The organism is Cupriavidus sp. 2TAF22 (assembly GCF_052115045.1).
Classification (GTDB): domain Bacteria; phylum Pseudomonadota; class Gammaproteobacteria; order Burkholderiales; family Burkholderiaceae; genus Cupriavidus.
Genome location: NZ_JBFRFX010000032.1, coordinates 44,523 through 70,817, shown reverse-complemented (window position 1 = coordinate 70,817; position 26,295 = coordinate 44,523). Strand labels below are relative to the sequence as shown.

Sequence of the window (26,295 nt, the reverse complement as noted above, 5' to 3'; positions counted from 1 at the left end):
CCTAGTACAACGAGCCTACCATCCCGCCTTCGACCGGAACTGTGGCGCCGTTGATGAATCCCGCTTGCACCGACGCGAGGAACGTCACAACGGAAGAAATTTCCTCTTGCGTCCCCAGCCTGCCAAGTGGTGTCAGTCGCTTGCGGGCCTCGGTTTGTGATGCGCTATAAGCCGAGACTGCATTTCGATGCGACGTGTCAATTAGCGCCGGCGCAACACAGTTCACAGTGATACCGTGCTGCCCGACCTCGTTTGCCAGGTGCTTCATGTAGGCGGTGACACCTGCGCGAAACACGGTGGACAGACTGTGATGGGGCATCGGCTGCTTCACAGAAGCTGACGTTACGGCAACCAGGCGCCCCCAGCCACGCTGAGTCATTCCAGGCAGTACAGCCGAAACTACCTGAATGACGCTTAGCAATTGGTTCTCATAAGCCTCATGCCAGCGAAGCGGATCGTTCTCGTCAATGGTTGTGCGGATGGGGTTCGGAGGCCGGGCAGTGTTCAGGACGACGATGTCTGTGCCTCCCATTTCCTTTTGAAGCGTTGACGCCAGACGTGCGACGTCTTCCGTGGACGTCATGTCTCCAACAATGGGTACCGCCTGGACGCCGTAGGTGCGCTCAATTTCCTTGGCCACCTCGCCCAATTTATCCGCCGAGCGGGCGAACAATGCGATATTCGCGCCCTCGGCCGCGAGAGCGTGGGCAATGTTCCGGCCCATGCCACCGCTGGATGCGGTTACGAGGGCTGTCTTGCTTTTGATTCCTAGGTCCATATCTCACTCGCATCCGTTCGGAACAATGCTTACTCGGTGACAATGACTTCGTCACCGCTCACGGTGAAACGATGCGGCATATCTTCCGACACCCACTCCATGTAGCCAACAATCTCGTCGAAGCGCTTGTCGTCGCGACGCAGTACTTGAGGGCGATAGCGATCGTCAAACGTCATTGGCAAGAATGACACCTGCAGAATGCCATGTTTGGACACTTTCGCCTTGGCCAGCAGCCCCTTCGTGCAATCGCGACCATAGGGCATGAGCGGGTACGCCGGGTCGAGGTCCGTGTGATTTCGTACGGCACCGTGAGCCCAGGCCGGTTCGCTTGTCCACGAAGGTGCCGCAAACGACTTCGTCATGGCGAAAACACCCAGGCTATAGAAGATAGCCTTGCCTCGGTAGACCTCGATGGCCTTGGGAAGGTGTGGCGCGTGTCCCACCACCAAGTCTGCACCAGCGTCGATTGCTGCATGGGCGACAGCGACCTGATAGTCGGCAACAACGCGCGGCAAGCGAATGACGCCAGAATGAAATGCGAGAACGACGATGTCAACTCGCGAGCGCAGCGCCCTGATGTCGTCGAGCAGCAGCGCTAGATCGCCTTCATCGGGCTTCGTGCGAATTCTGACTGGTTGATGCGGGCCGCGGGTGTCGTATGTCGTATGGATGCGAATATTGACCACCCCCGGCTTATCCGGACCAGCATCGCTTCCTACCGCTGCGACGGACGTATAGCCAAGGTATCCAACCCTTACGCCATTCTTCTCAACGATCGCTGCCTCGCGTGCTTCTGCCAGATTGCGTCCCGCACCGGTCACTTGTACGCCGTGGGAGTTCAGAAGCTCGCGTGTATCAACCAATGCCTGAGGACCCGCGTCGTAACTGTGATTGTTGCCCATCGTCACGGCATCGAACAGCCCATCGGTAAAGATCCTGGCCATCTCCGCTGGTTGGCAAACCTGAGGTGCATGATCGGATTTGACGCCTTTGCTCGAGTAAGTACGCATGCAATTCACAAATCGCATGTCGGCATCCTGAAGCACTGGCTTCACTAGCTCCGTGTACCCTTCGATAGGGTAGCCTTCCGCGGCTCCATGGGTGGGGCCACAGTCTCCGGCAATCAAAATGGTTGAAATATTGGACACAATGTCTCCTTCCATATTGCTCTTCTCTTCCACCGATCTGATGTGCGGCTCGCAAGGCCGATAGTTTCATTCCGTGGAACAGGTTGTAAAAAATGCAGATGAATCATAGCATTCAAAGATACGTGCTATTGCAGTGAGACCAGTCCAGACCAGTACTGCATCTGACTTCCCTCTGTGCTCACGTCGTACTTCCGGAGGAACTCGAGTTGCCCCTCGTCTCGAATGCGGAATACCGAGAGCGCGGCGGGAACAATCTCGATCGCTCCGTTGACTCTTGTCCCAAGAGGCTTCACGCTCGCGGCAACTAACAGTCGACCGGTCGGATCGCAAGAGAATGTCCGAACATGAAACGACTCCGTGTCGATGTGCTGGAGAAGAGAGGGGAGTCCCGTCTCAGAATCAATCTGATACGCAGCGATGTTGTTCTCGCCCGAAGTGAACACGCGGACGCCGTCGCACTCCACGCTGCCATCGGCGCGGTTCGCGACATAGACCCAACGCCCGCTAGGGTGCACGTGGATGGGTCCTGCAAGCTGTCGGGCGTGTATCTCCTGGGGGGCGTGGAGCGTTGGCAGGGTGCTGAGCGGCCGCGGTTCAATGAGGTTGTCTTCGATACGAAACGTGTGAAGACAATTTGTGCGTTCGTCAGACGCGTAAAGCCATTTGCCGGAAGGATGAAAGTCGATATGCCGCGGGCCAAATCCGAATCCGCGGTTGGGGGCCACTACCTCATGGGCAGTAAGCTGGCCGTCATCAAGGGTAAAGCTCCTGAGGGCCCCGGGCTCCTCCGGACGATCCTTCGTGCTGTTGTTTCCGCGGTCGATCAAGAGGGCGGCCTCGCCGGAGGGAAACGCCATGACCTGGTGTGGATAGATGCCGAAGTTGGCAGAGGTGGCTTGCCCGATCCTGGCGCCGATCGAGCCGTCGGCTTCGATGCAGTCGACCGTGACCCCCGTTTCCGGAAAATTGTGCGCGCATAGAATATATTTTCCCTTCGGGTCCACGCACATGTGAACGGCGCGGTCCGGCAGGATTCTTGGCGAACCGAGCGGTGTCAGCCGGCCATCTTCTTTCATGCGGTAAGCGGCGACATGGCTGTAGTCGGACTTGATATGAGGTCCGCTGCTACTTGTCGTCACGTAGAGAACATTCAACGAAGGGTGACGCCAGGCGTATTGCACGCGGGACATGGCCTGAATCGATTCTTGCTTGTCTAACGTCCCCGCATCCACGTTCACGCGGTACCGTGTAATGATGTCGTCTACTGCGCTATAAAGAACAACGGCTTCTCTCATGGTTACTCCTGTCGCGATGTTGGGAAACCAGCTGGCTTATCGAGGCGCCGGAGCAAACATCGGTACGGAGATGCCGGACTCTGAAAGCTTGAAGACGACGCTGACTCGTTGCCCAATCTTCACCGTGTCCAAGTCTGTATCGACAATGTTCGTCATCAGGGTGGGCCCATCGTCCAGAGTCACATAGGCGATGCAATATGGCGCGCCGGCTCCGCGACGAGTAACGCTATACGTGTAGATATGGCCTTTGCCAGTCGACTGCGACCACCTGACGTCGGCGCTCCAGCAAAACGGACAAATGGCACGCGGATAGTGGTGAACTCTGCCGCAACTGTCGCACGCCTTAACGAGAAGTTCGCCCTTGGCTGCGGCTTCGAAGTACGGTTCATCCCCAGGGTTCAGGGCTGGATCCGAGATTTTGCGATCTGCAGGGATGGTCGACATTTCTTTACTCCCGTTCCAGGATGACTGTGGCAGCGCCATGCCTGTGACCGATGGCGCCGCCGATGCCCGTAGCCAGCGCAAGCTTGCAATTCGGGACTTGCACGCTCGGATGTGCTTCACCGCGAAGCTGACGCACGGCTTCGATGATCTTTGTAATACCACCGCGGTTTGCGGGGTGGTTGTTGCAGAGACCGCCGCCGTCGGTGTTGAAAGGCAACTTCCCGGCGCCTGCAATCAAGTTCCCGTCTGCAACGAACCGTCCACCGGTGCCTTTCTCGCAGAATCCAAGATCTTCGAGCTGTAGTACGACAGTGATGGTGAAGCTGTCATAGATTGACGCGTACTGAATATCGGAGGGGCGGACGCCAGCTTCCTCAAACGCCCGGGGGCCAGTCCATGCCGCGCCGGTGTACGTGAGATCGATGTCCCCCCCCATTTGGTGCTTGGTGGTTTCTGCGCTGCCGATAACCCTGACGACCGGCCTTTTGAGTGTCCTGGCAATCTCCGGGCGTGCCACGATGATGGCGCCACCGCCATCACTGACGACGCACGAATCGAGGCGATGCAGTGGATCTGCAATGAGCGGGGAAGCAAGAACTTCGTCAACCGTTACCACGTTTCGCAGCATCGCATTCGCGTTGTGCTGGGCGTGATGAGAGGCCGCAACTTTAACCCAGGCAAGTTGCTCGCTCGTCGTGCCGTACTTGTGCATATGCAGCATTGCACACATGGCGTACAGGTTCAAGGTGACTGGGTTGTAGGGCATTTCAAATGGAGCTTCAGGCATATTTGTGCCGCGCACCCGCACCTGAGTTCCAGAAATTCCCTCCGAGTTCGGCCGACCCGCAAGCGTGATCAGCGCCACATTGCATTTGCCGGCAGCGATGGCTTCCGCCGCATGTGCCACATGAGCCAGATAGGAGCATCCGCCCATGTCGGTCGAGTCGACGTGGCGGAGCCTGTTCAGGTTCAGATAGTTGGCCATCGACCAAACATTTGCCCCTGGGGCATCCCCAGCGCAGAAGTAGCCGTCTACGTCCTCACGCGTCAGCCCCGCGTCCTCGATCGCTCCTTTCGCCACCTCTGCGTGCAGCTGCGCCACGGAATGCAAGGGCGCTTTGCGCAAGGGGTGCTCGTATGCGCCGACGATACAAGCCTTGCCTCTGACACTCATTTTTGTCCTCCTCAACACATCCTGAAAATTCGTCTTGCGGTTCCGATCAGTGGAATCTATGCTAGCCACTAGAACACATGATAGCATCGGAACTGTGGTTGTGCTGGGAGTATCCGTTCGGGTGCACATCGCAGCACCATGTGTTTTTCTGGGAGCAGTGGCCGGATTGCCGCTGGCATCAACCCGGATATCGAAGCCAAGGAGAGTAGTTGTGGAAGACGTTCAAGCAGGTCCGGCTGAATTGGTAGGCGCTGGAGTGGAGTTCAAGGTGTGGCAATGCGCCTTGTGCGGATTTATGTACGACGAATCTGTGGGTATGCCGGACGAGGGCATCCTTGCTGGCACACGCTGGGAAGACATTCCTGATGATTGGCGTTGCCCTGAATGCGCAGTCGGCAAAAGCGACTTCGAAATGGTAGAAATCTAGGAACACAGCCACGGCGATGCGCAGTCAACGGTGTGCGCATTCCTGGCCATTGGAGCGAGACCATGAGAGATGCGCCGACCTCGTTGAGATCCCTGTTCGAGAAATGGATTGGCAATGGCAACCGCGTCGCGACGCGCGTTATTCGGGGACGCCATCCGATCCAGGGAACAGGGTGCGTTGAAGTTCAGTTTGAGCGTGCGTCAGAACTGCATTCGATTTGGTTCTTCCGACATGAAGACGGTTCGTGGCGGGTCTTTCCCCCGTCTCCCGGTCGCCTGCAAGCAGCTCTCATCGCTTCAGAAGCACTCGTTTAAGCGAGCACAGATGGAACTTAGACAACTGCGCTATTTCGTCAGTGTGATCGAGCATCGAAGCATGGGGAAGGCGGCGCTCGACCTTGGCCTCGTGACATCGGCGTTGAGCCAGCAAATCAGCCGTCTGGAGGGTGAACTTTGCACACGCTTGTTGCAGAGAACGTCGACAGGTGTTGTTCCGACCGATGCCGGCCTCGCTTTCTGGCGCCAGGCCCAACTTGCACTGCGACACGCTGATGCCGCCGCAACTGCTGCCCGGCACGCTCGGCTTACCGGATACGTGAGCGTAGGACTTGCTCATAGTACTGCCGGAATTGTCGGCGTACGCTTCATGCAGGCGATGCGCAGCCGCTATCCCGACGTGAAGGTCAGAATTGTCGAAAGTCTTTCCGGCTATTTGTCGAATATGCTCAGCGCCAGGCAGATCGACTTGGCGGTGCTCTTTCGCGAGGAACCGTCACAGCGCTGGTGCAGAGTGCGGCTTCTCAACGAGAGACTGTTCTTGATTGGATTGCCAGACTTGCTCGGTATTCCCTTGGGCGAGAACGCCACCATCAATCGAGCCGCCGCCCTTCCGCTGATTCTTCCAAGTGGTTCTCACGGCTTGCGATCGCTGCTTACCCGATGTTTCGAACACGCTCGAGTAGAGCCAAATGTGGTGGCGGAAGTTGACGGACTCAGTTTGCTAATGCGCGCGGTTAAAGCCGGAATGGGGGTAACAATCCAGCCTGGTTCCTTGCTGGCACCGGGCTCCCATGCGGAGTTGAGCAGTGTGCAACTCGGCGATGAAGGCGCTCAACGAGAGAACATTCTCATCAGTCTCAGTGAAGATGAGCTATCGCCCGCGGCGCTGGCAACGCGAATAGTCCTGGCGGACGTCATCCGAAGCACTGTTTCGGAAGGGCGATGGCCGGGTGCGACACTCGCCGATAGCCGGCAATCCGGGACAAGGGATGCAGCGTCTTCCTGCAGTGCCATCAATCAGGCCACGTCCGGGCAGAGTCTTCATGTTCCATGAAGAACTGTTTGCGAAGAGAGGATGGCGGGGATCCGACCTAACTCATATAGTCGGAGCCTTAAGGAGACACAGATGGTTGACGTACTGATCATAGGCGGAGGCAATGCCGCGTTGTGCGCGGCGCTGATGGCGCGGGAAGCAGGCGCATCCGTCCTGTTGCTCGAAGCATCACCGCGGGAATGGCGCGGCGGCAACTCGCAGCACACCCGAAATCTGCGGTGCATGCACGATGCGCCGCAGGATGTCCTGGTAGACGCCTACCCGGAAGACGAGTATTGGCAGGATTTGCTCAAGGTGACAGGTGGCAAGACCGATGAAAAGCTCGCTCGTCTGGTGATTCGAGCTTCATCGACCTGCCGGCCATGGATGCAAAAGCACGGCGTCCGCTTCCAGCCGCCGCTATCGGGGGCTCTTCACGTTGCACGCACGAATGCCTTCTTCATGGGGGGCGGAAAGGCCCTCGTCAATGCCTACTATCGCAGCGCGGAAGCTCTGGGCGTAGAGATCCGCTACAACACGCCAATACATGGGATCGAGCTGGATGGCACGCGCTTCGTTGCCGCTGTAGGCGAGAGCGAACGCTTCACGGCAAGGGCTTGTGTCCTTGCGGCAGGCGGATTCGAATCTAATCGCGAATGGTTACGCGACGCCTGGGGACAGAACGAAAGAGGTGAGTGGCCGGCGGACAATTTTCTCATCCGCGGGACGCGCTTCAACCAGGGCGTCCTACTGAAGCACATGATCGAAGCCGGTGCGGACTCTATCGGTGACCCCTCGCAGTCACATTGCGTGGCCATTGATGCCAGGGCACCTCTATATGACGGTGGAATCTGCACACGCATTGATTGTGTGTCACTGGGTGTCGTCGTGAACCAGAACGCGCAGCGGTTCTACGATGAAGGAGAGGACTTCTGGCCAAAAAGATACGCTATCTGGGGTCGGCTCGTCGCTCAGCAGCCAGATCAGATCGGCTATTCGATTATCGACAGCAAGGCCGTGGGACGCTTTATGCCACCGGTGTTCCCCGGGCACAAGGCGGACACGCTTGATGAGTTGGCCAAGAAGCTCGGCGTACCGGTCGATGCGTTTGTTCAGACCGTGGAGCGATACAACGCAGGCTGTCGAGTGGGGACGTTCGACCATACAGCCCTCGACGATTGCCAGACAGAGGGTGTGAACCCGCCGAAGACCCACTGGGCGCTGCCTATCGATAGGCCGCCGTATTTCGGCTACGCGCTACGACCTGGTATCACATTCACCTATCTGGGACTCAAGGTAAACGACTTGGCGCAAGTCCACTTTGATGGCAGTCCGAGCGACAACCTCTTTGTGGCGGGCGAGATGATGGCTGGCAATGTTCTGGGGCAAGGCTATACGGCCGGTGTCGGTATGTCGATCGGAACGGCATTTGGACGGATCGCAGGAACTCAGGCAGCGCGGGTTGCCACTATCAAGCGGACAGAAAGCTATGCATGACTTGGAACTTTTGGTAAAGGAGGCAGAGTCGCTAGCTGACCAATCGACCTCTGCGTCCGCGAAACTGCGTCAGATCGCGGTGTTGCCGCTTACAGACGACGAAGCCGAGGTCTCTCGCCAGATGCAGATCTGCAATGCGTGCAGGTACTGCGAAGGCTTCTGCGCAGTATTTCCGGCAATGACGCGACGTCTTGAGTTTCACAAGGCGGACGTCAACTATCTGGCGAACCTATGTCACAACTGCGGTGCCTGCTATCACGCCTGCCAGTATGCCCCTCCTCATGACTTCCGGGTCAACGTGCCCCAGGCGATGGCGCGCGTACGCCTGCAGACCTACACCGAGTACGCGTGGCCGGCCACGTTCGGCCGTCTGTATCGCAACAACGGGACAACTGTTGCTGTTGCCTTGTCCACTGGGTTGGCGCTGTTTCTGATCCTGGCGATGGTGGTAACCGAAGGATCCCTGGTTCAGGATGGTCTGGCAGCGAACTTCTACGCGATCTTCCCGCACAACCTCCTGGCCGCGCTTTTCGGTGCTGTTTTTGGATTTTCCTTGCTCGCATTGGCAATCGGGGTATCACGATTCTGGCGTGCGCTATCGGTCAATGGCCTTGGTGCCGGAGCTATTGCCGAGGCCACCTCAAACGTGCTGACGCTGAAGTATCTGGATGGCGGTCATGGGGCAGGCTGCAATGAGGCAGACGATAAGTTCACGTTGTGGAGACGACGCTTCCACCACCTCACGTTCTATGGATTCTTACTTTGCTTTGCTGCCACATCTGTCGCAACGTTGTACCACTACGCGTTCGAAATGCATGCGCCGTACCCGCTGCTAAGCGCCCCGGTTCTCCTTGGCACCGCGGGTGGCGTGGGACTGATAGTCGGGCCCTTCGGCCTCCTCTGGTTGAATCTGCATCGTGACCCGAATCGTTCAGATCTGCGACAACGGCCAATGGACATCGGGTTCATTGTGCTCCTGTTGCTCACGAGCGCATCGGGCTTGGCACTGCTTGCATTCAGGGAGTCCGGGGCTATGCCTAGCCTGCTCGCCATCCATCTCGGCATTGTCATGGCGCTCTTCGCGACACTCCCGTACGGAAAGTTCGCGCACGGAATCTTCCGCTCTGCGGCTCTGCTGAAGTCAGCGCTGGAGAAGCGTCAGGCGAACAGCCTCAAGTTGGGCAGTGAATAGTGCACGTTGATCTCTGCGACACGGCGGTTCCGCATGTCCCAAATGTGGGCTGAACGCAGCTGAAAGCAGGGCGAAAGAACAAGCAAACACGAACAGGAGACATTGCAATGAAGGTTGGATACGTAGGTCTCGGCGCGCTTGGAGGAGAACTTGCGCGACGTTTCATCGGCAAACACGATCTTTTCGTCTGGGACCTCAATGCCCAGGCGCTCGAGGTGTTCAAAGGCCTTGGCGCCAGCGTGGCTGCATCTGCCGCAGACCTCGGACGGAAATGCGACGCGGTCGTGATCTGCTTGCCACGTAGTTCCGACGTTCTGCAGCTTGTCTCGGGCCCAGAGGGACTCGCCGCCGGCTTATCGGCGGGGAAGATTGTCATCGACCAGACCAGTGGCATCCCTGCCGAGACCAGGAAAATTGCTTCGCTTCTCTCCGAAATTGGAGTGGAGATGATGGATGCCGCGGTTTCTGCAAGCCCGCAAATTGTAGCGAGTGGAAGTGCCACCCTTATGGTCGCGGGCTCGGACGGGGTCTATGAGAAGGCACGCCCGTTGCTGGACACAATGGCCGGTACCATCCATCGCTGCGGCATCCGCATTGGTGATGGCCAGGCCATGAAGATGGTGAACAACGCCATGAATGGTGCTGGTCGAATTGGCATGCTTGAGATTGTCGCCATGGGGATCAAGGCTGGGCTTCCCCTGGAGCGGATGGCTGTAGAGCTGAACGAAAGCCTCGGACGGAGTCAGGTAACGGAGAAGATGCTACCTGCGTTAGTGGAGGGAAGGGCTTCCACCCGGTTTGGACTTCCTCTGATGCTCAAGGATATTACCCAGGCAATGATGCTTGGGATGGAGGTTGAGGTACCGCTTCCGATTACGAGCATCGTGCGTGGCTTGTTGCAGGTTGGGGTCAATACCCTTGGCCAGGGCTCCCAGCTCGAAGACATGGTCGGAGTCATCGGAGACATGGCCGCCACATGTATCGGTCCGACGAGCGCGGAGAACGAGGGAGCGGGCCAGTCAGCAGAATCGGATGCCAACGCCGTGGCTCCCCTTGTGGAGGCCGCAATGTTCGCGCTGGGGCAGTTGGTTACCTATGAATGCACCGCGCTTGGTATCGCTTACGGCTTGCGGTTGCAAGACATCTCGACGGTGATCAACTCGAGTTCCGGCTGGAGTGGCGCGTCGCGTGCGCTCCTGCCCGCCCTTTTGGCCGGCGATCGTAGCCCCGTCAGACCGTTGCGTGAGGTCGCCGACAACCTGCGCAAGGCCTGTGCGCTCGGAAGTAAGGTTGGCGCCCCGATGTTCGTGGCAAATCAGGTGCGCTGCCTGTACGAACAAGCGGCGGTGGCTGCTGCCGAGAAGGCGGATGTGGCGGAAGTCGCGGGACTCGTCGAAGACGTGTCCGGTATTCGTTTCACGCAGTAGGACTTGTGGAGTCCAGCACTGCGGTAAGGAGCTACTCGAAAATGGGTGGCCAATATGAAATCTTGGAGACTACATGAAGCGCCCCATTGTGAAGGCCCTGGCCTTTTCTGGTATTGCACTGGCAATCTCCTCTGCGAGCTTCGCCGCGGACCCGTTCCCCAATCGTCCGGTGCGTATTGTTGTGAATACCGCGCCAGGCGGTCTGCTGGACTTCACCATCCGCCTTGTCGCGAAGGAGATGGGAGCCAACCTCAAGCAGTCGGTCATTGTCGAGAACCGAGCCGGTGGGGACGGCCTGATCGGTATCAACGTGACCAAGTCAGCGGCAGCCGATGGCTACACCCTCCTAGGCTCGGCGGGCACCATGGCTTTCCAGCAGGTTATTCGGGACGATCCGGGCTATGATTTGACACGTGACTTCACCGGCGTGGGCTTCGTTGGACGATCGCCATTCCTGGTCGTGGTATCGCCGGAGCAACCCGACAAATCGCTCAGGGACTTCGTCGCGCGTGCCAAGGGTCATCCGAACACGCTCTCATATGGCTCCGCGGGCGTCGGCACCGCGCCTCACTTTGCTGCCGCGCTGTTCAACCAAAAGGCCGGTCTGCAACTGCTCCATGTCCCGTACAAGGGGAACGGGCCAGCGATGCCTGATGTCATGAGTGGGCGCGTAAACATGATTTTCGACGCCTACTCGAGCAGTCGTGGCTATCTGACTGCTGGAAAGCTCAAGGCGCTGGCAGTTACCTCGACAGCGCGGATATCGGCGCTACCTAATGTTCCCACCCTCGCGGAAGAGGGCGTTCCGGGTTACAGCTACTACACGTGGATGGGTCTTGTAGCACCAACTGGCACGCCCAAGGAGGTCGTTCAGCGCCTCTCGGAGGCTCTGAAGAGCGCCTTGAGTAATAAAGCGCTGGCTGAGCGGCTGAACGGCGAGGGGGTAGAGACGCCCCAGATGACTACAGTTGAGTTCAACCAGTTTCTAGCCAAGGAAGTCAGCCAGACACGGAAACTCGTGACCGACCTCAACCTGCCGAAACAGTAAGCAATGTTCGGGCAAGATCAGACTCAAAGCAATGGGTGCGTCTGCCGTAGCGTAGCCACGGAAACAAGCAGTCCTCATCTGGGGAAAAAGAATGGATAACAGGAAGAATGCAAAAGGCATGGCGTCAGTCACCCGTAGATCACTGTTGTTGGTGGCGTTGGTGAGCATCAGTGTCCCGGCACTCGCTGACGTCTACCCTTCGAGGCCGATTCGTCTGCTGGTCGGCTTTGCCGCTGGTGGTACCACAGACGCGATCGCTCGCTTCTACGCGCAGAAGCTCGCCGTCGAACTCAAGACGCCGGTGGTGGTCGAGAACAAGCCAGGAGCTGGTCAGATCGTGGCGATCCGGTCCTTGAAGGCAGCCGCGCCTGACGGATATACGTTGTATATGGGCACAGGAAGCGCGCTATCGCAAAGTCCGGGCGTGCGCAACGACTTGCCCTACGACCCGGTCAAGGACTTCACATTTGTGGGCCTTGTTGGTACGGCGCAAGGAGTAATCATCGTCAACAACGACGTACCGGCGAAGTCGTTGCGCGACCTGGTCGCATACTCGGCCAAGCATCCCGGGCAGCTGAACTTCGGCTCTTCGGGTATTGGATCCGCTAGTCATCTGGCCGGTGAGTATATGAGCAAGGTGTCGGGAATGATGATGACGCATGTTCCGTACAAAGCAGACGCAGATATCGTCCAGGCGATGTACACCGGCTCGGTGCAAGTCGGAATTGCGCCCGTCCAAGGCGCGGTTACGGCCCTGAGCAGTGGCAAGGTTCGAGCGTTGGCAGTGACCGGCACGCGGCGCGTCAAGGCTATTCCTGATGTACCTAGCGTGTCCGAAGCCGGACTGAAGGGATTTGAAGGACTTGATCCCTATACCTACTACGGAATGATTGGACCTGCCGGATTGCCGGAAGACGTCGTGAGAAAGGTGAACGACGCAATAAATCGCATCTCCTTATCGCCGGATGTCGCCGCACAAGTGCGAGACAAGCTGTATGCGGAGCCGGGAACTAGCGCACCGCAGGCGTTTCGCAAGCAGGTCCAGGATGACATCACTCGGTGGCGTCACTTCAGTAAGTTGGTCAGTGGTGCAAGCTAAAGGTTAGGAGAGGAAATGGGAAACGAAATTGCATCTGCATTGGGCCGTACTTCTGGAGAGCGCCTGAAAGGCAAGGTCGCCGTCGTAATCGGGGCTGGCCAAAGTCCAGGAGAGGGCGTAGGCAATGGGCGCGCAGCCGCTATCAGGTTTGCACGTGAAGGCGCGCGTGTCCTGGCGGTGGATCGGAACATCGAGTCCGCACAAGAGACCGCATCAATCATTCTTGCGGAAGGCCTCGAATGCGTAGCTGCTTCCGCAGACGTGACGCGAGAGGAAGATCTTGCGAGAGTGATGACTGATGCAGCGCAACGGTGGGGCTCCCTGGACGTACTTCATAACAACGTCGGCGTCAGCATTGCGGGCGGAGACAGAGATCTGATGGAGATCACAGAGGAAGGTTTCGACAACATCTGCCGGATCAACCTCCGAGGCACCGTGTTCGCATGCAAGCACGCAGTGGCAATCATGCGTGTGCAGCGGTCTGGCGTAATTGTCAACGTATCATCTTCCGCCGCAGTAGGAAAGTATCCCTACGTCGCTTACAAAGCCTCTAAAGCGGGCGTTATTGCATTCACAGAGCAGTTGGCCCTCCAGAATGCACCTTTCGGCATCCGAGCAAACTGCGTGCTGCCCGGGCTCATCGCCACGCCGATGGCAGTCGATACGCGCGTGAAGGAATGGGGGCAATCGCGAGAGCAGGTCACTGCGGAACGAAATGCAAAGGTGCCCCTCGGCCGGCAGGGTACAGGCTGGGACGTTGCGAATGCGGCGCTGTTCCTGGCTTCCGACGAAGCCAACTTCATTACCGGAGTGTCGCTTCTCGTGGACGGTGGAAGAATCCTGAATCGCATCTAGGCGACGCAGCCAGACCCGGGCCGTTTCAACGGACGTTACCAATGCCTTGAGAGGCGGCCTCGCTCCTCAGGGCGGGCGTCCCATTTTTTTGCCATTTGAAAAAATGGAACTCATGCCGATGTTCGAAACAGAGCCGCCCGGCGGGACGCAAAAGTACCGAATCGACATTGTGAGTAGAAAAACCCAAGAGGAGGAGACATGAAAAGTAAGGCGATTGTATGGTTCGCCGGTGTGGCATCGGTTTGCGCCGGAAGCGCATATGGGCAATCCAGCGTCACGCTATATGGCGTAGTGGACACCGGGATAGAGTATGCGAATCACCAAACGGAGGGCAACAATAGCGTCGTCCGCATGACGCCGGGCAATATGGCTGGCTCCCGTTGGGGGCTGCGCGGCACTGAAGATCTGGGTGGCGGATTGAAATCCCTCTTTGTACTAGAAAGTGGATTTGAGTCTGACACTGGGCGCGCGTCGCAGAACAGCCGACTGTTTGGTCGATCAGCATACGTGGGGTTGCAGAGCGGATGGGGTGTGCTGACCCTGGGTCGTCAGACCAATGCGCTCTACGACATCTTCGGCACCGTGGACCCGATGTGGATCGCATCAAAGTATTCCATTCTGGTGCAGGACGCTGCCTTCTCCGCTAGAGCTGACAACACGGTGAAGTATGTGGGCATATTCGGGGGCCTGAAAGCGAACGCAATGTATAGCTTCGGCGCTGACAGCACTCGAGACAATGCGAGCGAAGTGCCAGGAAGTCCGAAGATTGGCCGGGAGATCGGAGGAAGTCTGACGTACACGGGCCAGAACTGGGAGGTGACGGCCGCATATGACCAGATCAACACCGGTACTCGAACCACTACGCCGGACGCCACCACCCGCCGTGCTGTAGTTGGCGGCAATTTCGCTATTGGGAATGCCACGCTCTTCGCTGGCTACCGTTGGGCCAAAGCGCTAGACGGCGCACTCCTACCGGGCGCGCGGGCCGGATCGAATCAACGCTCGAACCTATACTGGACCGGCGTCAGATACCAGGTAACCCAACCGCTAAACGTCGTCGCCGCAGCGTATTACCAAGATTTTTCTGGAGCCAGTGCCGACCCTTGGTTCTTCGTGCTCTCCAGCGACTATGCATTCTCTAAGCGTACCGACGTCTACCTAAACGTTGGTTACACGAAGAACAAGAACGGCTCGACACTTGGCCTGGGAAGCTTCGGAACGGTGGCCAACAGCGCTAACCAATTCGGCGCAGTTGCAGGCATTCGACACAAGTTCTAGCGCCTGAAGCGACGGTGCAGAAGGCTCGTGTAGACCGATGGTGACACGAGCCTAAAGGTGCACAAAGGGACCGGGGCAGCACGAAGCGAAGTGCTATCTCGGCGCGTCGAACAGGTGCGCGTTGAACCGGCCCTTGCTTAAGCGACGAATCTTCACGCTGGCGAACACCCCGGCGGAGTTGTAAGGCTCGCTCCGGATGAATTCCTCTGCCTGTTGATAGGTGTCGATGTTAAGCAGGAAAACGCTTCCTACGAACGCATTGCCGAGTTCATCCAGTTGCGGTCCCGGGATCCTGTCGTTCCAATCATTCAAGTAGTTCCGATGAGTAGCCTGAAGCTCTTTACGAAGCTCCGCCGACCCCTCTCGATCGCAGCAAAACACGATGCAAAGCATAAAGTCTCCTGATGAAGAATTCCTCTGTGACTGACTGCGCGCATGGGCGCCATTCCGACCTTGTGCGTCGCGCACGAAAGTTTCGGTGATTGGAACCCGAATTGTACAACGGAACCAATGTAGAGTATTGTGAAGGTAGTCGGCAAGCCAGGCTCGAAGGCGTTGTGAAGTGGACGGACGCGACAACCAGCAGCCTTGGCCTTGCGCGGGGCGGATGTCCGTCTAAGAGTTCGAGTGTCCATTCAGTTAGAGGAAGGTATGAAGACGTTTGATAGGTTTTACATCGGGGGAGAGTGGGTTGAGCCTGTAGGAACCCGCAGCTTTGAACTGGTCAACCCGGCCACTGAGATTCCGTTCGCGAACGTGCGGCTTGGCGAAGTTGAAGACGTTGATCGAGCAGTAACCGCTGCACGGAAAGCTTTTGAATCTTTCAGTGTGACAACCAAGGCCGAACGGATTGCCCTGCTTGAACGGATCGTCGAAGCCTTCGCGGCGAGGCAGACCGACCTCATGAGTGCGATCTCCGAGGAGATGGGAGCTCCGCTTTCCCTTGCTGGTCAAACGACCACGGCCCTCCAGGCCTTTAAGCAGGCCGTGATTACGCTTCGCGAGTACGACTTCGAGAGCCGTATGGGCGACAACGTGATCCTGCGAGAGCCAATTGGTGTGTGTGCTTTGATTACAGCCTGGAACTGGCCTCTCCAACTACTGTGCGGGAAGCTTGCTTCCGCAATCGCCGCTGGCTGCACGGTAGTGGTAAAACCAAGTGAATACACGCCCATTGACGCGTTGCTGCTTGGGGAGGTATTGGCGGCCGCGGGGGTACCGGCCGGCGTCGTAAACATCATTAACGGCGATGGTCCGACAGTCGGAGATGCACTGAGCCGACATCCGGACGTAGACATGATTTCATTCACCGGCTCGACGAGAGCGGGGATTCTGGTAGCTCAGTCAGCCGCAGATACCGTCAAGCGCGTTTGCCAGGAACTCGGCGGGAAGTCTGCAAATATCGTTCTTGAGGACGCAGACCTCGAGGCAGCCGCTCGGTATAACGTCACCCGAGGGTTCTCGAATACGGGCCAGTCCTGCCATTCGCCCACTCGCATCCTGATCCACGAGAGCCAAGCCGAGCAGTTTATTGGCCTACTGCAACGCGAGGCGCAGAAGGTACGGGTAGGCGATCCGCGAAGTCCAGACACGACAGTTGGCCCCGTAGTGAATCGGCCGCAGTTTGAGCGAGTGCAAAGCTACATCGAACGCGGAATCGAAGAAGGAGCGCGATTGGTATGTGGAGGCCTTGGCCGACCTGGCAACCTGGATCGCGGCTACTTCATCCAGCCGACAATCTTCGCCGATGTTCGAGCAGACATGACCATCGCGCAGGAGGAGATCTTCGGCCCGGTGTTGTCGTTGATTACCTACCGTACAGAAGACGAGGCCGTCGCCATCGCGAATGGAACGAAGTACGGACTGGGCGGGTACATCTTCTCCTCGGACGCCGGACGTGCGCGCAAGCTTGCCGCGCGTATGCGGGCGGGGCGCATCTTCTATAACGGAGCTGCGTCTAACTACGTTGCCCCAATGGGCGGTTACCGTCAGTCAGGCAACGGAAGAGAGGTGGGTGTATTTGGCTTGGAGGAGTATCTGGAAACGAAGGCCCTCCTGGGCTTCAATCCAGGCGACTAAACGCAATTTGATTCCAGGTGGTCTCCTTTGCGCAGGAAGCCGGCTCTTTCCTGGCCGCTCTTGCGCACTTTTTACCGTGCACATTGACGACCGGAAACGACAAGACTCAACGACGCCCCGGTAGACCTCTAAGCCTGCCTCCGCACGCGCGTAACGTTTCGGTATGCGAATTCAATACAGCAGGACTGATTCCGCTGAACGTTTACGCCAAAGGTAACAAACCGGTAGGTAAAGACCAAATTTAGATGAACCCAAACGTCCACGACAGGGTGGGAAACGATTGAACCACCGAACGATGGTTGGGAAGATTAAATCGAGAACTAGGAGGAGGCACGTGGCAAAGAATATTTGGCGGCAGCTATGTCTTGCTGGCATCTGTTTGTCGGCATTTGGAGCGGCAGCCGATCCAGGAAGCGCACCGACTCGCATCGTCGTCGCATCGGCACCCGGCGGAAATATCGATGTCCTTGCTCGAATCCTGGCTGAGAAGCTCGGAGTCAGGCAAAAGCGGACATACATCGTAGAGAACCGTCCAGGAGCCGGTGGAAACATCGCGACCGCACAGGTCGCCCAGGCGAATCCGGACGGACGCACGCTGCTTATCGTCTCCACTAGTCACACCAGTAACGTTCACGTCTACAAGAAGGTCGGCTACGACCCGATCAAAGACTTCACGCCAATCGCGAAGCTGGCTGAATCGGCATTTGTGGTCGCGGTCCCGTCGGATTCCAGCATCACAAGTCTCGAGGACCTCGAGAAGGTGGCAAAGGCCCGTCCTGGCTCGCTCAACTATGGGTCTTCAGGCATCGGACAGGGCAATCACTTGGGAATGGAGATGTTGAAGAATCGGCTGGGTGTGAAGATTACTCACGTTCCGTTTACCACAGCAAATGCCCTCGTGACCGCATTGATGGGGAAGCAAGTCGATGTTGCCATGCTCACTCTGCCTGGAGCGTTCATGGGTGTGAAAGCGGGAAAGATTCGTCTTCTGGCTGTAACCAGCCAGAAGCGCGTGGAACGACTTGCCAATATTCCAACGGTCGAAGAGAAGATCGGGGGCGACTTCGTCATGACGAGTTGGCAAGGCCTCGTTGCACCCGCGGGCCTTCCGGCAAAAGAGGCCGCCGAACTAAGTCAACAGGCCGCGAGCGTGATGGCCCTGCCGGAGGTCGTCGATGCGCTCGACAAGATCGCACTTACACCCCAGGTCACAACCCCGGAAGCGTTTCAACAGTTCCTTGTGAAAGAGACGCGGCGTTGGGGTGACGTCGCCAAGCAAAGCAACATCAAGATGGATTGAAGATGAAGAACGCTACTCTCTCTCGCCGATATGGTGAGTTCATCGCTTCAACGCAGTATGACGAAATCCCCGCTGAAGCGGCTGAATACGGGAAGATGCTGATCGCCAGTACTTTAGCCAGTTCCGCTCTCGGATCGACGCTCCAATCGAGCAAGATCGTTCGAACCCTGGAAGTCACGCGAGGAGGCTCTCCGGAGTCGACTGTTTGGTTTGGAGGCTGGGAGTCGGTGCCGGCCGTGGCCGCTGCACGCCTGAACGCTCTTATGAGCGATGCGGCTGCTTCGGATGACAGCGATCTCAGGAACATTGTCCACAGTGGGACCCAGGCGTGTGCTGCGGCGCTCGCCGTCGGAGAAAAGGTCGGTGCGTCCGGAGCGGAGGTAGTTGCCGCAGTAGTTATCGGCTATGAAGTTGCCGGCAACATCAACACTGCCATGATTGGAGGCCTGCAGCGAAAAGGCTTTCACGGGTGCGTAGTGGCAACGTTTGCAGCGGCGGCAGCTGCAGCTCGACTGCTGGGGCTCGACGCAGACGCCGCGGCCCATGCACTCGCATTGGCGGCAACCTCAATGGGCGGCTTGCACGCCGCGGCGGCAACCAGCTTAGCGAGGGAGTACCACGCGGGGAATGCAGCAATGATGGGCGTGAACGGCGCTCTAGCCGCTCAGCTGGGATACACCGCCGAGCTCGCCACGTTCGAGATGAAGCGCGGCTTCTTCGAAACACTGGGCGTCACCCAGCAAGCCGAGGAGGTGATCAGTCAGCTCGGGGAGAAATGGTGCATCCTGACCGAACTAGGCATCAAGCTAGTTCCTGGTGGGTCGCCATTTCACGCCGTTGCCGAAGCTGCCGCCAATGCGGCGCGCCGAGGGGACCTGGATGTCGTGGACATTCGCAAGATCGAGTTTACCCTTCCCGATTATCCTTTCCCGGGGCCAAAGCATCCAACCGACCTCATCGGGATCGCGCACAGCCCGTTCTATTTCGCGGCTGCAGGCGCAGCGGATCGTGACTACAGCTGGGAGCACGCATTCCCAGAGAAGATTCAGGACCCCAGGATCCGCTCCTTGTTCGATAAGGTCTTCCGCGTAGATACAGAGGTCGCGGATAAGGCCAACTACAAGAGCGGCGCAATTGTTCGCATCGAGACTGTCGGTGGACAGCTTATCGAAGAACATGTCCGGTATCCGAAGGGTGCCGCTTTGCGTGGAATCACCTGGCTAGAAATTGAAAGCAAGTACAGGAGCCTGATGCCGTATGGCGGCGTCGGAGAGCAGCAGATCTCAGCGTCCATCGAAGTGATACGTGCAATGGAGAATCTCCTGGACGTGCGGAGACTTATCGGCACTCTTTGGCCTGGGAAATCGTAGCCGACGCGCATTCTGCAAAAAAATACACAGGAGATAAGATGACCAACGTTAAAAAAATAAGGCAGGTTACCCTATTCGCGGCAACGCTTTCTGCAATTCCCATCGCCCACGCGGCTGAGCCCTATCCCTCACGACCCATCAAAGTGGTCGTCCCTGTATCTGCGGGTGGGTGGGGCGATATCACGACGCGGATTATTGCCCAGCGACTGGGCCAGGAAATCGGTCAGCCCGTAGTGGTGGAGAACCGGCCTGGCGGGGGCGGGTTGGTGGGTATCCGCTATACGAAATCGGAGTCTGCGGACGGGTACACCTTGATGTCGACGGGAGGGACGCTACCCATCCAAAGCGCTCTCTCACGCGAGACTGGCATTGATGCCATGAAGGACTTTGTCTCGGTAGGTTCAATGGTCCGTTCGCCAGCTGTGGTTGTGGCGGGCGCAGGAACCGAGTACAAGACCATGGCTGACGTATTCAAGAGTGCAAAGGCCAGCCGTGGCGCGATCAGTTATGCATCGGCCGGGGTTGGAACGACCACGCATATTGCGGCGGAGATGATGCTGAAGCAGGCGGGCGTACAGATGCTTCACATTCCGTACAAAGGAAACGGGGCTGCCATGCCGGATGTGATTGCGGGGCGCGTGAGCTTCATGGTCGATGCGTACGGAAGCAGTTCGTCCAATCTCGCGGGTGGAAAATTGCGGGCGCTCGCGGTCACATCGCAGGATCGTCTGAAGCTTCTTCCCAACGTGCCAACCGTGGCGGAGCAAGGCTTGCCGGGCTTTAGTTACTACTATTGGCTCGGCCTCTTTGCGCCGGCCGGCACGCCGCGCGATGTGGTCGAGAAAGTGTCGGCGGCCCTGGAGAAGACCATGAAAGATCCGCAGGTGACAGAGAGGCTTCAATCGGATGGTACAGAGCCGTACTTTAAGAACCCCGCGGAATTCACATCCTTCGTTCGTAAGGAAGTGGCGGACACGACGGCTCTGGTCGAGAAGTTGAACATTCAAAAGCAATGACCCTAGGAAGTCCTCGGCGGCTCGTAGCGTGGCGCTAGGGACTGGCGTCGGATGAAAGGGAGAGAGTGTTGCAAATATCCAGTCAAACAGTGCGTCCGATCGACCCAGAGGCAAGCAAGGCGATCGCAGCATCGATGCTTTCATTGTGCAGCCTGATGACACTCGAAGTCATCGCAATGGGCCTGAAGGCGGGGCTTGCGTTGTCTCCGATGCTTGATGCAATCAACGGAAGCAGCGGGCGTAGTCGATTTACGGAACAGCGACTTGCGGCACTCGCGGACCATCGTCCTGGATTCGAGGGCCCGTTGCTATCAGAACTCTCCGACGGCATTCGACGAGCAATCCAACTCTCCGAGCAATGTGGCGTTTCTCTGCCTCTGGCATCCGTGGCCCGCGGCTTACTGGATGTGGGCATGAACGTCTATGGTGGAGATTCTCGCCTGGGCAGCATGCTGTCTCTTATAGGCTCAATGGCGGGTGTAAGCGACGACGCATATAGACACACACCGCAATCGCCGCTTCCTCAAAGCAGGGTGGGTGCACAAAAGCCGACTATTGGCTACGTGGGTCTGGGCGCAATGGGCTCTGCCTTGGCGCGTAGAGTCCGTACGGCTGCAGACAGGCTTCTCGTGTTCGATGTGGTCCAGGATCGGGTGGCTGAGCAAGTACGGGATGGAGCTATGGCTGCAACGGACATGCCCTCCCTCGCGCGTGAGAGTGACATCATCATGCTTTGTGTCCCGACGTCAGCCCATGTTCGGGAGGTGCTGTTGGGCGAGAAAGGGATGCTGAGGGGCCTGTCACCCGGCAAAGTGGTGATCGATCAGACAACTGGAAGTCCCTCGGATGCCCGCTCGATATCGCAGGCGCTCAACCAACTGGGAGTCGGGTTCGTCGATGCTCCGGTCGCAGGGGGGCCTGCCAGTGCGGACAACGGAACTCTTCTTGCGCTCTGCGGAGGGTCCCAAGAAGACTATCAGAAGGTCTATGGCCTTCTCCAAACTATGGGCCGCAGCATCTACTTCGGTCCGACCGGTAGCGGACAAACGGCGAAACTTGTGAAGAACGCAACTGGCGCTTGTAATCGGTTCATCTGCTACGAAAGTATCGATTTGGCCCGGCGCCTGGGCCTGGGTCTGGCGGACCTCCTGGAACAGACGAAGGACACGGACGCGTGGACCGCGGCACTCCAGAGAATCGCGGAGGCCGAACGCACGGGGGTGCCAACTGCCATCATTACGTCGAAACTGTTCTATAAGGACTTGCGTCTTGTTTCGGAGCTAGCGGCGTCGTTCGGGGCTCCGATGCTTATTGCAAATGCGGTTAGGAGCCGAGTTGAGGCTCTCATTAAAGAGATCGGCCCAGACTCGAACATCGATGAACTTGGCCGGGCATATGGGCTGTCTCGGAAGTGACTGACATTCCAGTGTCGGCCTCGGTGCCCGTCGAGGGAGCCTGACAGTCCCATCTAGGTTTGCTCGTGCCGAGGAGGTGATACATGGAGAGCGTTCGGGGCATCAATACCTTCATACGTGTCGTGCAGACCGGGAACCTAAGCCGGGCCGCTCGGGAACTGGGAATCACGCCCCAGGCCGCCAGCTTGCATATCAAGCAGGTCGAGGAGTGGGTCGGAATTCGGCTTCTGAATCGCAGCACGCGCAGACTAAGCCTAACCGAAGAGGGTTCCAGCTTCTATCGGACCTGTGTCAATGCATTTGACGCCATCGACAGTGAGGTAGAGCGAATGCGTGATGCCTCTGCGGAGGTATTCGGCACGGTCAAGGTTGCTGCACCTGTCGGGATGGCCGCGCGCTTTGTCGCACCAGCTCTCGGATCCTTCCTCGAGAAGTTTCCGCGCCTCTCGGTCGATTTGATCGCCCAGAATCGAATCCCGGACGTGGTCGCCGAGGGCATTGACGTCGGTATCCTTCCACACCCATTGCCCGACACGAGACTCATTGCGCGGCGCGTGGTGACCTCGCCCTTCGTTCTCTGCGCTTCGCCAGCCTATCTGCAGCGGCATGGCAGACCGTCAACAATTGAGGATCTTAAGCGTCATCGACGGATCGATCTGCGGAGCTGGGTGACCAATGCGATCCGGCCGTGGCGCCTCCGCTTCGGCAACGAAATCCTGGTAAGCGAAGGGCAGCCGTCACTTGTCACAAATGACGGCGATAGCCTGATCGAGGCAATGCTGAGTGGAGTGGGGATCGGACTCCTGACTCTCTATCGCGTCACGCCCTACCTGCGTTCGGGTCGGCTCGATACGGTGATGGACGGACAGGTCGAGGGGGAGTTGAGCTACTCCATCTATATGCAGCAACGCCACCACGTGCCGCTGAAGGTCCGTGCCATGGCAGATTTTCTCTACGACGTGCTTAGCCAACATCCCGACCTGCAGCGGCGGGAAGAGCGACCTCCAACGATTCAACGCTAGTCACATCGCGCGGCCGGCGTTTGACACTCGGGAATTGCTTAACTTCAAGGCGTCGTTACGCTGTGCGCGTTCGCCGACGTTTTCAACTCTCCAGCTGTATGGAGACATTGACGTAGTACACGACGCGACCATCGGAAGCAGAGGATTCGATCTTCAATTCGTACTTGAAAGTCCTTAAAGGATGGGCGCGGTTGTGCAGGTATCTCCGCCATAAGATTCATTCATCGGTGCGCTAGATCGCAGTCTCGTCGGGAGCCAGCGTCGGAAGTGCTATCGGAGATTCAGCCAGTTACTGGAGTGGGCATGGATGTCGTCAATACAGACGTTGCTGTCATCGGCGCCGGAATCGCGGGCCTGACAGTCGCTCTACGGCTCGCAGAGCAAGGAATCAGAACGCTGGTAGTTGAAAAAGGTGAGCAGGGTAGGTACCCGTGCAACACCCGGATGGCAGGCGGGGCATTCCACGTCGCCCACCAGGACGTAGCCGAAGATCCTGAAGTCATTCTGGACGCCATTGTCAGCCGCGCTGGCAACTCGGTTGCGAAGGACCTCGCGGAGGCACTCGCACATGACGTTGGGCAGGCAACGCAATGGCTGCAGCAGCACGGTGTGCGGTTCATCAAGGTTGGACACGAGCCTTACCGCAGACATACGCTGGCACCTCCTATTGCAACGCAAGGACGCCACTACTGGCAGGGGCGCGGCGGGGATGTACTGCTACGAACCCTGGCAGCCAGGCTGGAGGCCAATGGGGGAACGGTCCTCTACGGAACTCGTGCCGAGCGCTTGACGATGCGGGGTGGGCAGTGCGTCGGCTTCCTGGCGACGCAATCTACCGCGCAAGTCGGCATTGAGGCAGGCGCGGTTGTGATCTGCGACGGGGGATTCCATTCCAACCTGGACTTGCTGCGCGAGCATATCGCACCTGCGCCAGAGAAGCTTAAGCAACGAAACGCACGGGCAGGCTGCGGAGACGGATTGCGCATGGCAGGTGAAGTCGGTGCTCAGTTCGTGGGAATGACGCGGTTCTACGGGCACGTGCTCGCACAGGATGCGATCTACAACGACGATTTGTCGCCCTTCCCGATGCTCGATCTCGTTTGTGCCGCGGGCATTGTGGTTGATAGATCCGGGCGACGATTCATGGATGAAGGGCTGGGTGGAGTCACCATGGCAAACACCATTGCGGCACAGGCCGATCCCCTGGGAGCAACCGTCATCTTCGACTCGGATATCTGGAATGGCCCAGGGCGCGAGTACCTCATTTCCGCAAATCCCACCTTGATCACGAACGGAGGCACCGTCTACGCCTCGTCCGACGTGGAGGGCTTGGCGCAACAGGCTGGCTTGCCTGCAAACCAGTTAGCAGAGAGCGTCGCGCAGCACAACGCCGCAATCGAGGCCGCCGGTACCGGAGAGCTTCGGCCCCGGCGCAGCACAGGCGTTCATCGAGCGTGGCCCATCCGAACCGCACCCTTCCATGCGGTAAAGCTCTGCGCCGGGATCACATACACCATGGGCGGAATCGCGACCGACGCTGCCGGTCGGGTGCTTGATATTGCCAATCGTCCGATTGCGAATTTGTATGCGGCAGGCTGTACGACCGGCGGAATCGAGGGTGGCGGTGATCTTGAACAGGTTGCATACATAGGCGGTCTCAGCCGGTCGACTGTCTTCGCCCTGCGCGCTGCAAATGCAATTGCGTCAACATGGGCCGCCGCCTGATTTAACCGGTTTTGCAACGTTAATTTTTAATATCGATGAATTTGATTGATGAAATCACATTTCAAACAGACGATGCCGACATTTCCTGCTCTGCATTTCCTTGTTAAAAATGGCAACGCGATTGCATTGCTGCTGGCGTCGAGTATGCCGATAGCCGGATTCTGGATTTGGGAAGTCAGCGGATCTACTGCTTTTCTTATTGGCGGCGGGATCGCAGGTCTTTTTGCTTACCTGATCATGCGCAGTTACGTCGACTTGGTCAGGCTTGTTGTGGACGCGATGCTTCCGAAGTGAGCTACGGCATCGCGCCGTATTGCACGTTAGAGATAGCGCTACTGAATGGTATTTTAACTGGATGGCCTGACATGAATGATGCCATATCGCAGGCACCGGCTTTGAGCGGTGTGCCGCTAGGAAAACGCCGGTCACTGCTCCTGGCGGGAGTGCTGACCGGTGTCCTGGGAAGTCTTGCATCAAGAGACGTAGCGGCCATGGCCTATCCGGATCGCCCCGTTCGCTGGATTGTTCCATGGCCGCCGGGTGGTGGTGCAGATCTTCTCGCACGCATACTTCAAGCGCGGTTGGGTCAATTACTGGGGCAGCCAGTGGTCATCGAGAACCGTGGTGGAGCGGCGGGAAATATTGGCGCATCAGCCGGTGCACGGGCAGCTGCCGATGGCTACACGCTGACGTTTGCCTACTCAGCGACCCATTCGATCAACCCGCTTGTGTTCACGAAGATGCCGTTTGCGCAGAGTGACTTTGCGCCGGTGATTTTCTTGACGACCGTCCCGCAGGTACTCGTTGTCAACGCAAAGCTGCCGGTGCACAACATCCGGGAACTGATTGAGTTATCGAAGAAGCGACAGATTACATACGGATCGGCTGCGCCGGGATCTCTTGGACATCTCGGAGGGGAGTTGCTCGCGTCAATGACAGGCGCAAACATGTTGCATGTTCCCTATCGTGGGGGTGGACCAGCCTTGTCTGCCGTCCTTTCTGGGGAGATCGACGCCCTTATTGGTGTGCCGGTCGTGCTTAAGCCGCAGATCCAAGCGGGGAGGCTCCGCGCATTGGGCATTACCGCCGCGAAGCGGACAAGCGTCTTGCCGAACGTGCCGACGATTGCGGAATCCGGAGTGCCTCACTTCGACGTGAGCTCCTGGAATGGCGTACTGGTACCCGCGGGAACCCCAGGGGCGGTAATTACCACCCTTAACGCCGCTTTCAAAGAGACTCTTCTGGATCCGAAGGTGCGAGAGCAACTCATCGATGCCGGCTATGAGGTCGTCGGAGGCGAACCTGCTGTCCTGTCTAAGTTCATCGCCGGTGAACTCGAAAAATGGAAGCCCGTCGTGAAGAAGATAAATCTCCACGTGGAATAGAGAAGTATTG

The 26,295-nt window shown here is 57.9% G+C and carries 24 protein-coding genes; 18 read left to right on the top strand and 6 right to left on the bottom strand.

Translation table 11 applies throughout. The annotated features are described in order from the left end of the window. Position 1: 1 nt before the first annotated feature. From AB4Z48_RS30095 to AB4Z48_RS30075, 5 genes are all read right to left on the bottom strand, one after another. The gene (locus tag AB4Z48_RS30095) at positions 2-778 is read right to left on the bottom strand and encodes an SDR family oxidoreductase (RefSeq protein ID WP_441620774.1); all 777 of its coding nucleotides are present in this window, start codon (positions 776-778) and stop codon (positions 2-4) included. 29 nt (positions 779-807) lie between these two features. Beyond that, positions 808-1,941, bottom strand: a complete 1,134-nt coding sequence (locus AB4Z48_RS30090) for a CapA family protein (protein WP_441620772.1) — start codon at positions 1,939-1,941, stop codon at positions 808-810. A 110-nt stretch (positions 1,942-2,051) separates the two neighbouring features. After that, positions 2,052-3,221, bottom strand: a complete 1,170-nt coding sequence (locus AB4Z48_RS30085; protein WP_441620770.1) for a lactonase family protein — start codon at positions 3,219-3,221, stop codon at positions 2,052-2,054. 36 nt (positions 3,222-3,257) lie between these two features. Beyond that, positions 3,258-3,665 (bottom strand): Zn-ribbon domain-containing OB-fold protein, encoded by a 408-nt coding sequence (locus AB4Z48_RS30080; protein ID WP_441620768.1) that lies wholly within the window; start codon positions 3,663-3,665, stop codon positions 3,258-3,260. A gap of 4 nt (positions 3,666-3,669) precedes the next feature. Continuing rightward, a complete protein-coding gene (locus AB4Z48_RS30075; RefSeq protein ID WP_441620766.1) occupies positions 3,670-4,839 on the bottom strand; it encodes a thiolase domain-containing protein in 1,170 nt (389 codons plus the stop codon). A gap of 211 nt (positions 4,840-5,050) precedes the next feature. On the opposite strand from AB4Z48_RS30075, the gene AB4Z48_RS30070 reads away from it, so the two are divergent. The 9 genes from AB4Z48_RS30070 (at position 5,051) to AB4Z48_RS30030 (ending at position 14,973) form a co-directional block, all read left to right on the top strand. Next, a complete protein-coding gene (locus tag AB4Z48_RS30070; RefSeq protein ID WP_441620764.1) occupies positions 5,051-5,266 on the top strand; it encodes a rubredoxin in 216 nt (71 codons plus the stop codon). Positions 5,267-5,590: 324 nt separating this feature from the next. Next, positions 5,591-6,598, top strand: coding sequence for a LysR family transcriptional regulator (locus AB4Z48_RS30065; protein ID WP_441620762.1), 1,008 nt, complete (start codon positions 5,591-5,593; stop codon positions 6,596-6,598). 72 nt (positions 6,599-6,670) lie between these two features. Continuing rightward, positions 6,671-8,074: an FAD-dependent tricarballylate dehydrogenase TcuA gene (gene tcuA, locus AB4Z48_RS30060; RefSeq protein ID WP_441620760.1), complete on the top strand. Its 1,404-nt coding sequence runs from the start codon at positions 6,671-6,673 to the stop codon at positions 8,072-8,074. Continuing rightward, positions 8,067-9,266, top strand: a complete 1,200-nt coding sequence (gene tcuB, locus AB4Z48_RS30055) for a tricarballylate utilization 4Fe-4S protein TcuB (RefSeq protein WP_441620758.1) — start codon at positions 8,067-8,069, stop codon at positions 9,264-9,266. The genes tcuA and tcuB overlap by 8 nt, the downstream gene beginning before the upstream one ends. 107 nt (positions 9,267-9,373) lie before the next feature. Further along, entirely contained in the window at positions 9,374-10,693 is a 1,320-nt protein-coding gene (locus AB4Z48_RS30050) for an NAD-binding protein (RefSeq protein WP_441620756.1), read from the top strand. A 73-nt stretch (positions 10,694-10,766) separates the two neighbouring features. Next, positions 10,767-11,741 (top strand): Bug family tripartite tricarboxylate transporter substrate binding protein, encoded by a 975-nt coding sequence (locus AB4Z48_RS30045; RefSeq protein WP_441620754.1) that lies wholly within the window; start codon positions 10,767-10,769, stop codon positions 11,739-11,741. A 91-nt stretch (positions 11,742-11,832) separates the two neighbouring features. Further along, the gene (locus AB4Z48_RS30040) at positions 11,833-12,840 is read left to right on the top strand and encodes a Bug family tripartite tricarboxylate transporter substrate binding protein (RefSeq protein ID WP_441620752.1); all 1,008 of its coding nucleotides are present in this window, start codon (positions 11,833-11,835) and stop codon (positions 12,838-12,840) included. Positions 12,841-12,855: 15 nt separating this feature from the next. Next, complete coding sequence (locus tag AB4Z48_RS30035) at positions 12,856-13,695, top strand: SDR family NAD(P)-dependent oxidoreductase (RefSeq protein WP_441620750.1); 840 nt, start codon at positions 12,856-12,858, stop codon at positions 13,693-13,695. A gap of 198 nt (positions 13,696-13,893) precedes the next feature. Next, complete coding sequence (locus AB4Z48_RS30030) at positions 13,894-14,973, top strand: porin (protein WP_441620748.1); 1,080 nt, start codon at positions 13,894-13,896, stop codon at positions 14,971-14,973. A gap of 93 nt (positions 14,974-15,066) precedes the next feature. Here AB4Z48_RS30030 and AB4Z48_RS30025 read toward each other — a convergent pair whose 3' ends face one another. Beyond that, positions 15,067-15,366: a YciI family protein gene (locus AB4Z48_RS30025; RefSeq protein WP_441620746.1), complete on the bottom strand. Its 300-nt coding sequence runs from the start codon at positions 15,364-15,366 to the stop codon at positions 15,067-15,069. Positions 15,367-15,624: 258 nt separating this feature from the next. On the opposite strand from AB4Z48_RS30025, the gene AB4Z48_RS30020 reads away from it, so the two are divergent. The 9 genes from AB4Z48_RS30020 to AB4Z48_RS29980 all read left to right on the top strand — a co-directional run bounded on the left by AB4Z48_RS30020 (position 15,625) and on the right by AB4Z48_RS29980 (position 26,285). Then, positions 15,625-17,052: an aldehyde dehydrogenase family protein gene (locus AB4Z48_RS30020; protein ID WP_441620744.1), complete on the top strand. Its 1,428-nt coding sequence runs from the start codon at positions 15,625-15,627 to the stop codon at positions 17,050-17,052. Positions 17,053-17,386: 334 nt separating this feature from the next. Then, on the top strand, positions 17,387-18,352 hold the full coding sequence (locus AB4Z48_RS30015; protein ID WP_441620742.1) for a Bug family tripartite tricarboxylate transporter substrate binding protein: 966 nt from the start codon (positions 17,387-17,389) through the stop codon (positions 18,350-18,352). Between the two features lie 2 nt (positions 18,353-18,354). Continuing rightward, positions 18,355-19,722 (top strand): MmgE/PrpD family protein, encoded by a 1,368-nt coding sequence (locus AB4Z48_RS30010; RefSeq protein ID WP_441620741.1) that lies wholly within the window; start codon positions 18,355-18,357, stop codon positions 19,720-19,722. Positions 19,723-19,760: 38 nt separating this feature from the next. Beyond that, entirely contained in the window at positions 19,761-20,738 is a 978-nt protein-coding gene (locus AB4Z48_RS30005; RefSeq protein WP_441620739.1) for a Bug family tripartite tricarboxylate transporter substrate binding protein, read from the top strand. A gap of 68 nt (positions 20,739-20,806) precedes the next feature. Then, complete coding sequence (locus AB4Z48_RS30000) at positions 20,807-22,153, top strand: NAD(P)-binding domain-containing protein (RefSeq protein WP_441620737.1); 1,347 nt, start codon at positions 20,807-20,809, stop codon at positions 22,151-22,153. A gap of 83 nt (positions 22,154-22,236) precedes the next feature. Then, entirely contained in the window at positions 22,237-23,175 is a 939-nt protein-coding gene (locus tag AB4Z48_RS29995; protein ID WP_441620735.1) for a LysR family transcriptional regulator, read from the top strand. Positions 23,176-23,478: 303 nt separating this feature from the next. Beyond that, complete coding sequence (locus AB4Z48_RS29990) at positions 23,479-24,900, top strand: FAD-dependent oxidoreductase (RefSeq protein ID WP_441620733.1); 1,422 nt, start codon at positions 23,479-23,481, stop codon at positions 24,898-24,900. Positions 24,901-24,948: 48 nt separating this feature from the next. Then, positions 24,949-25,194 carry a hypothetical protein gene (locus tag AB4Z48_RS29985; RefSeq protein ID WP_441620731.1) on the top strand — a complete coding sequence of 82 codons (246 nt, stop codon included), beginning with the start codon at positions 24,949-24,951 and terminating at the stop codon, positions 25,192-25,194. A 71-nt stretch (positions 25,195-25,265) separates the two neighbouring features. Then, the gene (locus AB4Z48_RS29980; RefSeq protein ID WP_441620729.1) at positions 25,266-26,285 is read left to right on the top strand and encodes a Bug family tripartite tricarboxylate transporter substrate binding protein; all 1,020 of its coding nucleotides are present in this window, start codon (positions 25,266-25,268) and stop codon (positions 26,283-26,285) included. Positions 26,286-26,295: the final 10 nt, after the last annotated feature.

Excerpts from the sequence above, each read along its gene's own strand:
- AB4Z48_RS30095 (WP_441620774.1), bottom strand. The coding sequence starts at position 778 with ATGGACCTAGGAATCAAAAGCAAGACAGCCCTCGTAACCGCATCCAGC.
- AB4Z48_RS30090 (WP_441620772.1), bottom strand. The coding sequence starts at position 1,941 with ATGGAAGGAGACATTGTGTCCAATATTTCAACCATTTTGATTGCCGGA.
- AB4Z48_RS30085 (WP_441620770.1), bottom strand. The coding sequence starts at position 3,221 with ATGAGAGAAGCCGTTGTTCTTTATAGCGCAGTAGACGACATCATTACA.
- AB4Z48_RS30080 (WP_441620768.1), bottom strand. The coding sequence starts at position 3,665 with ATGTCGACCATCCCTGCAGATCGCAAAATCTCGGATCCAGCCCTGAAC.
- AB4Z48_RS30075 (WP_441620766.1), bottom strand. The coding sequence starts at position 4,839 with ATGAGTGTCAGAGGCAAGGCTTGTATCGTCGGCGCATACGAGCACCCC.
- AB4Z48_RS30065 (WP_441620762.1), top strand. The coding sequence starts at position 5,591 with ATGGAACTTAGACAACTGCGCTATTTCGTCAGTGTGATCGAGCATCGA.
- tcuA (WP_441620760.1), top strand. The coding sequence starts at position 6,671 with ATGGTTGACGTACTGATCATAGGCGGAGGCAATGCCGCGTTGTGCGCG.
- tcuB (WP_441620758.1), top strand. The coding sequence starts at position 8,067 with ATGCATGACTTGGAACTTTTGGTAAAGGAGGCAGAGTCGCTAGCTGAC.
- AB4Z48_RS30050 (WP_441620756.1), top strand. The coding sequence starts at position 9,374 with ATGAAGGTTGGATACGTAGGTCTCGGCGCGCTTGGAGGAGAACTTGCG.
- AB4Z48_RS30045 (WP_441620754.1), top strand. The coding sequence starts at position 10,767 with ATGAAGCGCCCCATTGTGAAGGCCCTGGCCTTTTCTGGTATTGCACTG.
- AB4Z48_RS30040 (WP_441620752.1), top strand. The coding sequence starts at position 11,833 with ATGGATAACAGGAAGAATGCAAAAGGCATGGCGTCAGTCACCCGTAGA.
- AB4Z48_RS30035 (WP_441620750.1), top strand. The coding sequence starts at position 12,856 with ATGGGAAACGAAATTGCATCTGCATTGGGCCGTACTTCTGGAGAGCGC.
- AB4Z48_RS30030 (WP_441620748.1), top strand. The coding sequence starts at position 13,894 with ATGAAAAGTAAGGCGATTGTATGGTTCGCCGGTGTGGCATCGGTTTGC.
- AB4Z48_RS30025 (WP_441620746.1), bottom strand. The coding sequence starts at position 15,366 with ATGCTTTGCATCGTGTTTTGCTGCGATCGAGAGGGGTCGGCGGAGCTT.
- AB4Z48_RS30020 (WP_441620744.1), top strand. The coding sequence starts at position 15,625 with ATGAAGACGTTTGATAGGTTTTACATCGGGGGAGAGTGGGTTGAGCCT.
- AB4Z48_RS30010 (WP_441620741.1), top strand. The coding sequence starts at position 18,355 with ATGAAGAACGCTACTCTCTCTCGCCGATATGGTGAGTTCATCGCTTCA.
- AB4Z48_RS30005 (WP_441620739.1), top strand. The coding sequence starts at position 19,761 with ATGACCAACGTTAAAAAAATAAGGCAGGTTACCCTATTCGCGGCAACG.
- AB4Z48_RS29995 (WP_441620735.1), top strand. The coding sequence starts at position 22,237 with ATGGAGAGCGTTCGGGGCATCAATACCTTCATACGTGTCGTGCAGACC.
- AB4Z48_RS29990 (WP_441620733.1), top strand. The coding sequence starts at position 23,479 with ATGGATGTCGTCAATACAGACGTTGCTGTCATCGGCGCCGGAATCGCG.
- AB4Z48_RS29985 (WP_441620731.1), top strand. The coding sequence starts at position 24,949 with ATGAAATCACATTTCAAACAGACGATGCCGACATTTCCTGCTCTGCAT.
- AB4Z48_RS29980 (WP_441620729.1), top strand. The coding sequence starts at position 25,266 with ATGAATGATGCCATATCGCAGGCACCGGCTTTGAGCGGTGTGCCGCTA.